11 protein-coding genes are annotated in these 12,294 nt (G+C 45.9%); all 11 read right to left on the bottom strand.

All coding sequences use genetic code 11. From position 1 onward, the window contains the following. Complete coding sequence (locus D8S93_RS01860; protein ID WP_152811768.1) at positions 1 to 846, bottom strand: endonuclease/exonuclease/phosphatase family protein; 846 nt, start codon at positions 844 to 846, stop codon at positions 1 to 3. Positions 847 to 985: 139 nt separating this feature from the next. Continuing rightward, complete coding sequence (gene glnB / locus D8S93_RS01855) at positions 986 to 1,324, bottom strand: nitrogen regulatory protein P-II (protein WP_005436810.1); 339 nt, start codon at positions 1,322 to 1,324, stop codon at positions 986 to 988. 187 nt (positions 1,325 to 1,511) lie between these two features. Continuing rightward, positions 1,512 to 1,826, bottom strand: a complete 315-nt coding sequence (locus D8S93_RS01850; RefSeq protein ID WP_152811766.1) for a c-type cytochrome — start codon at positions 1,824 to 1,826, stop codon at positions 1,512 to 1,514. A 70-nt stretch (positions 1,827 to 1,896) separates the two neighbouring features. Further along, positions 1,897 to 3,207, bottom strand: a complete 1,311-nt coding sequence (tilS, locus tag D8S93_RS01845; RefSeq protein WP_152811763.1) for a tRNA lysidine(34) synthetase TilS — start codon at positions 3,205 to 3,207, stop codon at positions 1,897 to 1,899. Positions 3,208 to 3,313: 106 nt separating this feature from the next. Beyond that, positions 3,314 to 4,273, bottom strand: a complete 960-nt coding sequence (accA, locus tag D8S93_RS01840; RefSeq protein WP_005380365.1) for an acetyl-CoA carboxylase carboxyl transferase subunit alpha — start codon at positions 4,271 to 4,273, stop codon at positions 3,314 to 3,316. Positions 4,274 to 4,319: 46 nt separating this feature from the next. Next, positions 4,320 to 7,799, bottom strand: a complete 3,480-nt coding sequence (gene dnaE / locus D8S93_RS01835) for a DNA polymerase III subunit alpha (RefSeq protein WP_047008875.1) — start codon at positions 7,797 to 7,799, stop codon at positions 4,320 to 4,322. Positions 7,800 to 7,880: 81 nt separating this feature from the next. Then, entirely contained in the window at positions 7,881 to 8,516 is a 636-nt protein-coding gene (rnhB, locus tag D8S93_RS01830; RefSeq protein ID WP_152811761.1) for a ribonuclease HII, read from the bottom strand. Between the two features lie 9 nt (positions 8,517 to 8,525). Continuing rightward, positions 8,526 to 9,665, bottom strand: a complete 1,140-nt coding sequence (gene lpxB, locus D8S93_RS01825; RefSeq protein WP_152811759.1) for a lipid-A-disaccharide synthase — start codon at positions 9,663 to 9,665, stop codon at positions 8,526 to 8,528. Positions 9,666 to 9,784: 119 nt separating this feature from the next. Beyond that, positions 9,785 to 10,573: an acyl-ACP--UDP-N-acetylglucosamine O-acyltransferase gene (gene lpxA, locus D8S93_RS01820; protein WP_145473568.1), complete on the bottom strand. Its 789-nt coding sequence runs from the start codon at positions 10,571 to 10,573 to the stop codon at positions 9,785 to 9,787. A 1-nt stretch (position 10,574) separates the two neighbouring features. Next, complete coding sequence (fabZ, locus tag D8S93_RS01815) at positions 10,575 to 11,027, bottom strand: 3-hydroxyacyl-ACP dehydratase FabZ (RefSeq protein WP_005380349.1); 453 nt, start codon at positions 11,025 to 11,027, stop codon at positions 10,575 to 10,577. Between the two features lie 232 nt (positions 11,028 to 11,259). Further along, positions 11,260 to 12,291 (bottom strand): UDP-3-O-(3-hydroxymyristoyl)glucosamine N-acyltransferase, encoded by a 1,032-nt coding sequence (gene lpxD, locus D8S93_RS01810; protein ID WP_065645509.1) that lies wholly within the window; start codon positions 12,289 to 12,291, stop codon positions 11,260 to 11,262. Positions 12,292 to 12,294 lie beyond the last annotated feature (3 nt).

Genomic DNA, 12,294 nt, shown 5'->3' with positions numbered 1-12,294 from the left:
CTAGTCATCTAACGTAAATGACAGTAACAATGGGTTATGATCGGAAGCGTCGCTCTGCGGCGCTTTCGCGTATTTGAGGGTCAGCCCTCGGTAAAATACGTGATCCAACGGTAATCCCGTTATAAATTGGACTCGATGATCAGGCGAGAACGTCACTTCTTGCAAGTCCGCGGCTTTTAAGGCCTGTCGCATCGCATTAACGCGAGATTCACTCCAACTATTGAAGTCTCCAGCGAATAGGATCGGCCCTGTATGATGCTTTAAAAGCATTTCAAGAGCCGTTAACTGAGAGACATACTCTTGCGTGCCAACCGTGAAGTTAATTGCATGTACATTCACCACAGCGAGTCTCTCGCCATTGCTTAATTGATATTGGCTGTATAGTGCAGACTTGGGTAAACGCAGCCAAGGCTCTTTAGACGTATAAGCACAGGCTTTTTCTGGTTGCCCTTGAGCGATACTAATCACACCCGCACCGCTGCCCAGCGCCTTAAAGGCACTCACTTGGTTGCTGACCCAGTTGCCATCCACCAACCATTGCTTAAAAGATGGTGTCATGCTGGCTTCTTGCAATAACAGCATCTGCTTATCAGCAGAGAATTCATTGAGTGCGCTTTGCCAATTAGTCCGGTTCTGTTTGTAGATGTTCCAGACAAGTACATTGATTTCACCGCCCTGATCCAGAGCTTTTGAGCCGCTAAATTCGATACACCTAATATCCTGCGTCAACTCTGAACCTGTTTGAGTAATGATTTGCGGCTGATCTGGTACGGTGAAAATAACCTGGAAGCCGACCAATACCGCCATAATAAGAAAAGCTAACGCCAGAAAAAAACGCTTAAACATACGACAAACCTGAATATACACACCCTAAAACTGGAACAACCAACCTCGGGTTATTGGATTTCACTGAAAGTAAAAAACAAAAAAGGAGCCACTTGGCTCCCTTTTAGCATAATAAATACGAGACAGGTAACAAGAAACCTTAGATCGCGTCTTCGTCTTCTTCACCAGTACGGATACGAACCACACGCTCAACATCAGTCACAAAGATTTTACCATCACCAATTTTGCCGGTTTGCGCGGTTTCAATGATCGTCTCTACGCATTTATCAGCCACATCTTCCGTTACAACGATTTCGAGCTTCACTTTAGGCAGAAAGTCCACCATGTACTCTGCACCACGGTAAAGCTCGGTGTGACCTTTTTGGCGACCAAAGCCTTTCACTTCAGAGACGGTCATCCCTGTAATGCCAACTTCAGCTAGCGCTTCTCGAACATCATCCAATTTAAATGGCTTGATAATCGCTTCAATTTTTTTCATGTTCATCCCTTAAGCTTCAATCGATTGCGCTTATTATCGTTTAGCGTTTCGCAACATTCAATGTTTGTCTATGATCCACCAACGAAAATCCAGATTGAGCAAATTAACATAGCGAATATCGTGAGTTGATAAAACCCCAGTAAGGACTGCTCAATGCCCAATCGTCCAAGCTTTTTCAGACGCCCGTTTACTTCAAACTTGCGTAGTAAGCCGCTAGATTAGCGATGTCTTCATCAGACAACAGTGAAGCTTGAGCTTGCATAACAGCAGCAAGACCACCTGTTCGCTCTTTGTTTTTATAGGCTTTAATTGAACTGATAATATATTGCTCATTTTGCCCTTTCAGGTTTGGGTAACCCGGAATGACAGCAATACCGTCGGCGCCATGACATGCTGCGCATACTCCTGCCTTTGCTTGACCTGCTGTGGCATCTCCCGCTGCTAGAGCCTGCCCACAGAATATGGTTAGCGCCACCATTGCGCCCATGATTGTTTTCTTCATTGCTTCACCTAATCAATTATTATTTAAGGATTTTTATATTTTATAATCGACATTGTGGCATGAATTTTCATTACCTGCGCCAAATAAGTTCACAATCTTGACCATTAAACGCCTGATCAACGAACAGATCTGCTACAGCAACGACTCGGTCTTGGTACATCAAAATCGGAATTTGACGACGCAGCCAGCTTGGTACATTGTATTCTTGGAACAACTTCTTCAGTTTTCGACTGTGATTACGCGTGGTTGGATGCGCTGATAAGCCTTCCGGATTGAAGGTCACGCGAAGCAACTCTGGCTGACTCGGAAGCGCAATCGTTGCGTTGCTAGAACTCGTCGTTAAGATCAGCTCCCCTAGCCGCTCTGGAAGCGATAAAACGGTATCGACTTGAATCGTACTTTGCCACTCAGTGACGTCAGCGATTTCCGTTACCCAATAGAGACGATTTCGAAAACGGCGCACTTCACCTTGTTTAAGTTGTAGTTTGGGGTTGGCATCTTGCTGAGCTAATGCGACTTCATTCCAGATAAGATTGAGTTGTACCTGAGTCGGCATACTAGTATTAAGCTTAGCCAGCCACATACGAATCAAGCGCGCACGCGCTAATTCACTGTGCTTAGCCAGTTCTTCAATACTCAAACTTAGATCCGTTTGTAAAGCGCGTTCAAACACCGCGCTCAATAGTTCATCCAATAGCGCTTCTTGTTGAGCACATAAGCTTGCACTGCGCTGAACCGCTTGATGGATACTAGGCCAGCGACCAGACAATTCAGGGATAACACAATGACGAAGAAAGTTACGATCATAACGAGTATCTTGGTTGCTTTCGTCTTCCACCCACTCCAAACCTAATTTAGTAGCCGCGTCTTCGATGGTCTTCCGCTTGATAGTAAGCAATGGTCGAACTAGGGACCCACTAGAAAACGGCATACTCTCCGCCATCGAAGATAACCCTTTTGGCCCGCTGCCTCGCTTAAGAGCAAGGAGAAAAGTCTCTAGTTGATCATCAGCATGTTGGCCGGTCAACAGTATATCGCCTTCTTGAACGTACTTAGTTAAGGCTTGATAGCGAGCTTCACGAGCAAGAAGTTCAATACTTTCACCATTGCTGATGTCTAAGCTCACTCGCTCAATCGAGCATGATATCCCCACTTGTTTTGCCCACAGTAGGCATTTATCAGCCCAATCATCGGCATTCGAGCTCAAACCATGGTGCACATATACGGCGTGGCACTCTATCGAATGCGCTTGTTGATAGCGACTGAGTAATTCGAGTAAAAGACGTGAATCCACTCCTCCGCTAAACGCCAAGACAACCTTAGTGCCTGATTGATAGTAGCGGCCGAGAACTTGAGCAAAATGCGGGTAAAGCGATTCCATAAGCGATCCGATAGGTACAAAAAAGGGCAGGACTCTCATCCAACCCTTTCTATTTTAACTGTTATCACTTGAGATATCAGCTAACGCTTAATTGCAATCACCGAAATTAACAGTAACCGTAGCTCATTAGGCGCTGGTAACGACGTTCACGTAGCGTCTCTTCATCCAATTGTTCTAGATCTTCTAGCTGACGAAGTAGTGTCGCTTTCATATTCGCTGCCATTTGAACATGATCGCGATGAGCGCCGCCTAGTGGCTCTTCAATGATTTCGTCGATCAGTTCAAGCTCTTTAAGACGAGGAGCAGTTAGACCCATCGCTTCTGCCGCTTGCGGCGCTTTGTCAGAATCACGCCATAGGATTGAAGCACAACCTTCAGGAGAGATTACTGAGTATGTAGAGTACTGAAGCATGTTCACGTAGTCGCCTACACCAATTGCTAGTGCGCCGCCTGAACCACCTTCACCAACAACGTTACAGATTACTGGCACTTTAAGACCAGACATCACTTTTAGGTTTTTCGCGATAGCTTCAGATTGACCACGCTCTTCTGCACCCACACCTGGGTACGCGCCAGCCGTATCGATAAATGTGATGATCGGCATGTTGAAACGCTCAGCCATTTCCATCAAACGTAGCGCTTTACGGTAACCTTCTGGTTTTGGCATACCAAAGTTACGTTTCACTTTCTCTTTGGTTTCACGACCTTTTTGATGACCGATGATCATCACAGGACGGCCTTCAAGGCGAGCCATACCACCCACAATCGCTTTGTCGTCTGCAAACGCGCGGTCACCCGCTAATTCATCAAACTCCTCAAAAGCGTGTTGGATGTAATCCAGCGTGTAAGGACGTAGTGGGTGACGAGCCAGTTGAGCTGTTTCCCATGCGCCTAGGTCGCTGAAGGTTTTTTTCTTCAGCTCTAAGCTTTTCTTCTCAAGCTGTTCGATTTCTTTATCCAGGTCAATCGCAGAATCACCACCGTGACGAGAGACATCACGTAGTGCTTCAATTTTCGCTTCTAGTTCTGCAATTGGCTTTTCAAATTCAAGAAAGTTTAGGCTCATCTATGAATCCTTGTTTACTCAGCGTCTAACATATTGCGCTGAATTTTTAGTTAAATTCGAGTTCTACCTGGCTTTTGCCAAGTAACTGTTTTAAATCGTCGAGTAATGTATCACTTGGCGTTACTCGCCACTCGGTGCCCAATGTTAACCGCGCTCTGGCGTCGGCACGCTGGTAGTATACATTGACGGGTACGGTTCCGGCTTTGTGCGGTTCTAAAATACGGCTGAACTGCTCAAAAAACTGATCGTTGATCTGAGTTGCATCTATCGATACCGACAAACCACGAGCGTATTTCTCGCGCGCACTGCCGAGATCCATAACTTCACGCGCCGACATTTTAAGGCCACCGTTGAAGTCATCAAAGCTGACCTGTCCAGAAACGACCAAAATTCTGTCTTTTTCGAGAAGTTCAGCGTATCGATCCAGTGCATCTGAGAACAACATCACTTCCATACGACCACTTCGGTCATCCAGTGTCATAATGCCAATTCGTGTACCACGCTTGGTCGTCATTACACGAGCGGCAATAACCAGGCCGGCCACCGTGACAGATTGGTCGCGACGCGTAGGTGTTGCGTCTTTTAGTCGACAACTGGTGTATTTGTTTAGTTCCTTTACGTAGGCGTTAATTGGGTGCCCTGTCAAATATAGACCTAGGGTATCACGCTCGCCCTCTAACCACACTTTTTCTGGCCAAGGCGGAACCTGCGTATACTTATGCTCTACTTCTTCAGGCGCATCCGTTAGCACACCAAACATATCCGTTTGACCAAACGCCTCAGCTTGGTGATGTTGACTTGCTGCTTTTACCGCATCATTGAGTGACGCCATCATCGCCGCGCGGTGTGGGCCTAGTCGATCCAACGCGCCCGCGTAAATCAGCTTCTCTATCACTCGTTTATTGACGCGTTTTAGATCAACTCGAGCACAGAAATCAAATAGGTCTTTAAAGTGACCACCTTTATTTCTCGCCTCAAGAATCGCATCGATAGGACCTTCACCTACCCCTTTTATCGCACCAATACCGTAAACAATTGCGCCATTTTCATCAACATTAAAGCGATATAGGCCAGAGTTGATGTCTGGTGGCAACACGGTGAGCTTCATACGGAAACACTCATCGACCAAGCCAACGACTTTTTCCGTGTTATCCATATCGGCTGTCATTACCGCAGCCATAAATTCGGCAGGATAATGTGTTTTCAGCCAAAGAGTCTGATAAGAAACCAATGCATAAGCAGCAGAGTGTGATTTGTTAAAGCCATAACCGGCGAACTTCTCTACCAAGTCGAAGATTTTCATCGCCAACTCGCCATCGATACCGTTCTTTATCGCACCTTCTTCAAAGATAGCACGTTGTTTTGCCATCTCTTCTGGCTTTTTCTTACCCATTGCACGGCGGAGCATGTCCGCCCCACCTAGCGTGTAACCCGCTAAGATCTGCGCAATCTGCATTACCTGCTCTTGGTACAGGATGATGCCGTAGGTTGGATCAAGCGTCTCTTTTAGCGACTCGTGTTGCCACTTTTCATCTGGATAAGAGATCGCTTCTCGACCATGTTTACGGTCGATAAAGTTATCTACCATGCCCGATTGCAAAGGACCCGGACGGAAGAGTGCTACCAATGCGATAATGTCTTCGAAACAGTCTGGCTGAAGTCGCTTGATCAGCTCTTTCATGCCTCGAGATTCAAGCTGGAATACTGCTGTCGTTTCAGAGTTTTGCAACAAACGGAAAGAGGCAGGGTCTTCTAACGGTATGGATTCAATTTGAACCGGTTCTTTACCTTCTCGCTCTAGACGTGGGTTAATCAGCCCTAACGCCCAGTCAATAATGGTTAAGGTACGTAAACCCAAGAAGTCAAACTTAACTAGGCCAGCGGTCTCAACATCGTTTTTATCAAATTGAGTAACCGGGAAGTGACCTTCAGCGTCTGCATAAATTGGCGCAAAATCGGTAATTGTTGTAGGTGAAATTACAACACCACCAGCGTGTTTACCGGCGTTTCGCGTACAGCCTTCCAAAATATGACACATGTCGATGAGTTCTTTAACTTCCTCATCGGCCTCATACAATTCAGGTAGTGCAGGTTCAGCTTTAAACGCCTTATCTAGCGTCATGCCTGGATCGGGCGGGATCAGCTTTGAAATACGATCAACAAAACCAAATGGATGACCCAATACGCGGCCAACGTCACGGATTACCGCTTTTGCCGCCATGGTACCAAACGTGATGATCTGAGACACCGCGTCACGACCGTACATTTCCGCAACGTGGTCAATAACTTGGTCACGTTTATCCATACAGAAGTCGACGTCGAAATCGGGCATCGAAACACGTTCTGGGTTCAAGAAACGTTCGAACAGCAAGTCGTATTCTAGTGGATCCAGATCGGTGATTTTTAGTGCGTAAGCCACCAAAGAGCCGGCACCTGAACCACGTCCAGGACCTACAGGAATTCCATTATCTTTTGACCACTGGATGAATTCCATTACGATCAAGAAGTAACCAGGGAATCCCATTTGGTTGATAACATCTAGCTCTATCTGAAGACGTTCATCATATTCAGGGCGGCGACGTTTCCTCTCTTCCTCATCTGGAAATAGGAACTCTAAACGCTCTTCCAAGCCCTCTCGGGATTTCATGACTAAGAACTCAGTCTCTTTCATCCCTTCAGTTGGGAAGGCTGGTAGGAAGTACTCCCCTAAGCGCACAGTCACGTTACAACGCTTCGCTATCTCGACACTGTTTTCTAACGCTTCAGGAATATCAGCAAACAACTCGCACATTTCTTCTTCTGTACGAAGATATTGCTGCGGACTGTAGTTTTTTGGCCTGCGCGGATCTTCTAATGTGTAACCATCGTGAATCGCTACGCGTATTTCATGAGCATCAAATAGGTCTGGACTCAGGAATACAACTTCATTGGTCGCCACTACTGGCAAGTCTTGCTGCTCTGCCAATTCAACCGCAAAGTGAAGATAAGTTTCTTCATCTGGACGACCGGTACGAAGTAACTCAAGATAAAAGCGATCTGGAAAATGCTGTTTATAAAAATCAACACACCCTTGCACTATTTGACGGTTGCCTTTCAAAAGGCCGCGACCAATTTCCCCGCTTTTACCGCCGGATAATACAATCAGGCCTTCAGACATTTCAGCCAACCAGGCTTTATCAATCACAGGGTGGTGTTGAACATGTCCACGTAAGTACGCTTTTGATATCAATAACGTCAGGTTCTTATAACCCACATTATCCGCCGCAAGCAAAGTCACTTGAGTCAGCTCTTCACCAAACTCGTCCGACTGCATTTTAAAGTCAGCACCGATGATCGGTTTAACACCACTGCTATGTGCCGTACCGTAAAACTTCACCAAACCACATAGGTTGGTAAAGTCGGTCAACGCCATTGCGGGCATACCGAGTTCAGCAACTTTCTTTACGATTGGCGGAACTTTGTTGAGGCCATCCACCATCGAGAAGTCACTATGAACACGCAGGTGGATGAATTTGGGATCTGACATTAACAGGTACCGTGTAACTCTATTTTGTTGGGGATTCTAACCTAAAGAGGTTGGGTTTATAACACCAATTAGATCGTTTGATTATTCTATGCCTAAAGCTTTTTTTACTGGCTTGAAACTCTTGCGGTGTTCACTGATCACTCCGTATTGCTCAATCGCTTCAAAGTGCGCTTTAGTTGGATAACCTTTGTGATTCGCGAAGCCAAATTGTGGATGAAGTTTATCCAACTCTTCCATCTCTTGGTCACGCACGACTTTGGCAATAATGGAAGCCGCACTGATTTCGGCAACGCGTAGATCGCCTTTTACTACAGCTTGAGCATCCATTGGCAGCTCTGGACAACGGTTACCATCAATCAACACCAAATCAGGTTGAACCTTTAACCCCGCCACTGCACGCTGCATCGCAACCATAGTCGCCTGCAAAATATTCAGTTGATCGATTTCTTCAGGAGAACAGCGCCCGACCGCCCAAGCCAATGCTTTTTCTTTAATTTCAGGAAGCAGCGCCATGCGTTTCTTTTCGGTCAATTTTTTCGAATCGTTCAAACCTTCAATAGGATTGTTAGGATCAAGGATAACCGCAGCGGTGACGACGTCTCCCACCAAAGGGCCACGTCCTACCTCGTCGACTCCGGCCACAAACTGATAACCTTGTGGATATTCAAACGGAGGGAGTTCAACTTTGGTTTTGGTCGCTTTTGGTTTAACAGCCATGATAAATCTCTATTTTTCAATCAGTTTTAGAACCGCGTTTGCGGCTTGTTGGTCCGCATCTTTACGAATCCAATGATGCATTTCCGTAAACTTATCTAACATCAGTTTATTGTCGCTTTCCAATAAGCGAGAAACCTCAGTAAACAAATTGTCTGGTGTGCATTCATCTTGTAGATATTCTTTGACGAGCTCATCATCCGCCAAGATATTCGGCAATGACACATACTTCGTTTTCAATAAACATTTAGCCAAGAAAGCGGTAAATGCATTCACACGATAACCCACCACCATTGGACGCTTGAGAAGCATACACTCCAACGCTACAGTACCAGAGGCCAGCATCACGGCATCGGATGCGGTGATGACGTTGCGTGCGGTGTCATCAACTAACTTGAAGTCCAACTCTGGTGCGAGCTCTTTCCATGCTTGTTCAAACTGCTCACGGCGTTTTTGATTAACAAGTGCGACAACAAACCCCAGTTCTGGAAATTTTTTATGAAGTAACTTGCAGGTTTCAATAAATGGCTCAGAGAGCATTTTTAACTCGCTACCACGACTGCCTGGCAGGACAGCAAGCCACTTTTTATCTTGTTCTAAACCAAGCAACTCACGTGCAGGCGCTTGTTCTGATTCAAGTGGGATGGAATCAGCCAAGGTATGACCAATGAACTCGCAAGGTACATTAAATTTGTCGTAGAACGCTTTCTCAAACGGAAGAAATGCTAGCACCAAGTTCGTTGCCGCTTCTATTTTAAAGATTCGCTTCTGACGCCAAGCCCAAACAGACGGACTCACGTAATGAACGGTTTTAATGCCCGCTTGCTTGAGGTCAAGTTCCAGACGTAAGTTGAAGTCAGGAGCATCGATCCCGATGAAAACATCAGGCGGATTCTGAGTAAAATACTGAACGAGCTCAGCTTTCACTTTAAGAAGTCTCGGTAAGCGGCCTAAAACCTCGACTAACCCCATCACCGCAAGCTCTTCCATATCAAACAGAGACTCGCAACCTTGGGCTATCATTTTCGGGCCGCCAATGCCTACGAACTCTGCGTCTGGATATTGCTGCTTTACTGCTTTGATAAAGCCTTCACCTAGCGTATCGCCAGACAATTCTCCGGCAATGATGCCAATACGTAATGGTCTTTCCATATCTACTTCGCTATTTTTCCTGTGCGCTATGGATAACGGTTTGCCTTATCCATAAAACACAAAAAGATCGTAACCTCAAATTCGGTCACGATCTTTTTATTTATTGGTTCATTCGCCAATTAACGAATAATGCCACGTTCCGTCGTTTCCAGAATATCTGAGAAACGCTTCACAGCCGGCCACTCTTGAGCCATTTCAGCCAGAATAGGCTTCACTTCTTCTAGCGTCTTACCTGAACGATAGATTTCTTTATACGCTTTTTGCAGCGCACGAATCTCTGGTTTCTCAAAGCCGTTACGCTTCAAGCCAACAAGGTTCAAGCCGAAAGGAGTCGCGTGGTTACCTTGCGCGAGTACGTAAGCTGGGACATCTTGCACCACTGCTGAGCAGCCGCCAATGTACGCGTAGGCGCCCACTGTACAAAACGGATGAATCGCAGACAGTGCCATCACACCGGCATAATCTTCAACAGTAACGTGACCACCAAGAATCGAGTTATTACCGATATGAGTATGGTTACCAATAACAACATCGTGCGCAATGTGTGCATTCACACATAATAAGTTGTCATCACCAATGATCGTGGTTGCTTTGTCTTGCACTGTGCCGCGGTGAACTTGGACCGCTTCACGAATGACGTTACGATCACCGATAACCACAGTTGTGTCTTCACCACTATATTTTTTGTCTTGGTTTTCTTCGCCAATGACAGCATGAGGGAAAATACGGTTATCTTTGCCAATAGTCGTATGGCCTTTGATCACAACGTGAGACATCACTTCTGTGCCTTCACCAATTTCAACCGTAGAGGTGATGTACGTAAAAGGACCTACTGTTACGTTAGCACCAATTTTGGCGCCCTCTTCTACCACCGCTGCCGGGTGGATTTTAGCGGTTTCATGAATCATATTAAAACTCTCGACGAGCACACTTCAGTTCTGCAGAACATACCACTTCGCCGTCAACTTTTGCTACACCGCTAAATGCAGCAATGCCGCGACGTTCTTTCAGAAATTCTACCTCAATAACCAATTGGTCGCCCGGAACCACTGGTTTACGGAATTTCGCGCCGTCTACGCTTGCAAAGTAGTACAGTTCATTTTCTGTTGGTGCACCAAATGATTTAAATGCAAGTAAGCCTGTTGCCTGAGCCATTGCTTCTAAAATCAAAACACCTGGGAATACTGGTAGTTGAGGAAAGTGACCTGTGAACTGAGGTTCGTTAACCGACACGTTTTTAATCGCGTGAAGGTACTTCTCTTCTTGGAAGTCTATCACTCGGTCGATCAATAAGAATGGGTAGCGATGAGGTAGTAGCTCTTGAATTTCAGAGATGTTCATCGTTTTCTTTTCAGTAGTCAAAGTCGTCTTCCTATATCAATTTTTTGCCGCCAAGATGGCAAACGTGGCAACAGGTCGTAAAGCCGAATCGCTTTGCAATATACTAGCAAAATACGCACCATCTTGGAGTTAAATCTACTTAGAGCGCGTCATTATAGAAGAAAAAGACCCGCATTTCGCGAGTCTTCGTACAGAATATGGAACTAGAGCCTGTTAGCTTTCACGTTAAATACAGAGCGAAAGATAACTTGTTCTAAATTTCTTCTTTCTGTTCCAGCTGTTTTTCAACCGCTTTCAGGCGCTTATTCATCTCATCAATACGGTGAACTCGAGTTGCAGTTTTACGCCACTCTCTGTTCGTTTGTAGTGGAATACCTGATGAGTAAAGGCCTTTTTCTTCGATACTGCGCATTACCATGCCCATACCTGTAATCGCCACACCATCTGCGATAGTGATATGGCCATTCAGAACAGACGCGCCGCCAATCTGGCAGTACTTACCAATTTTTGTACTGCCCGCGACAATAGTACCACCAGGCATCACGGTACCATATCCGATCTGCACGTTGTGCGCGATTTGAAGTTGGTTATCCAGAATGACATTGTCTTCAATGATAGTATCTTCGAGTGCACCGCGGTCAATCGTAGTACAAGCACCAATCTCAACGCGGTTACCGATACGCACTGAACCAAGCTGAGGAATTTTAATCCACTCGCCTTTGTCATTCGCATAACCGAAGCCATCAGAGCCAATGACGGTGCCCGATTGAACAAGACAGTCATCACCCAATGACACTTCATGATAGATAGTGACATTAGCCCAAAGCTTGGTGTTATTCCCTAGCTTGGCGTTCTTACCGATAAAACAACCAGCGCCAACGCTTACGTTGTCGCCGAGTTCCACGCCCGTTTCAATCACGGCGTTAGCGCCGATCGTAACGTTCTCACCCATCTTAACGTCAGCGGCAATCACAGCACTTGGTGCAATATCGTCTGCCGGTTTTGGTGTGGTATCCATCGCTTGGACCACACGAGCAAATGCGACATAAGGGTCCGAAACCACTAGCGCGTTTCCAACGCATTGCTCTTTATGCTCAGCCTTTACCATAACAACGGTAGCTTGGCACTCAGAAAGGTGTTTTGCGTATTTTGGGTTAGACAAGAAGGTTACATCACCTTCTTGTGCTTTATCCATTGGGGCAACACGGCTTACAACGAGAGACTCGTCACCAAACAGCTCACCCCCGGTAATTGTCGCCAATTCGGCTAATGTTAATGTCTTCATAAC

The organism is Vibrio sp. VGrn 2 (assembly GCF_009361695.1).
GTDB classification, from domain to species: domain Bacteria; phylum Pseudomonadota; class Gammaproteobacteria; order Enterobacterales; family Vibrionaceae; genus Vibrio; species Vibrio diabolicus.
The sequence above is the reverse complement of the archived record's forward strand: the minus strand, read 5'-3'. Positions and strand labels throughout refer to the sequence as shown.

Coding starts and splice junctions, on each gene's coding strand:
- D8S93_RS01860 (WP_152811768.1), bottom strand. CDS start 846: ATGTTTAAGCGTTTTTTTCTGGCGTTAGCTTTTCTTATTATGGCGGTA.
- rnhB (WP_152811761.1), bottom strand. CDS start 8,516: ATGGCTGTTAAACCAAAAGCGACCAAAACCAAAGTTGAACTCCCTCCG.
- accA (WP_005380365.1), bottom strand. CDS start 4,273: ATGAGCCTAAACTTTCTTGAATTTGAAAAGCCAATTGCAGAACTAGAA.
- lpxA (WP_145473568.1), bottom strand. CDS start 10,573: ATGATTCATGAAACCGCTAAAATCCACCCGGCAGCGGTGGTAGAAGAG.
- glnB (WP_005436810.1), bottom strand. CDS start 1,324: ATGAAAAAAATTGAAGCGATTATCAAGCCATTTAAATTGGATGATGTT.
- tilS (WP_152811763.1), bottom strand. CDS start 3,207: ATGGAATCGCTTTACCCGCATTTTGCTCAAGTTCTCGGCCGCTACTAT.
- dnaE (WP_047008875.1), bottom strand. CDS start 7,799: ATGTCAGATCCCAAATTCATCCACCTGCGTGTTCATAGTGACTTCTCG.
- lpxB (WP_152811759.1), bottom strand. CDS start 9,665: ATGGAAAGACCATTACGTATTGGCATCATTGCCGGAGAATTGTCTGGC.
- lpxD (WP_065645509.1), bottom strand. CDS start 12,291: ATGAAGACATTAACATTAGCCGAATTGGCGACAATTACCGGGGGTGAG.
- D8S93_RS01850 (WP_152811766.1), bottom strand. CDS start 1,826: ATGAAGAAAACAATCATGGGCGCAATGGTGGCGCTAACCATATTCTGT.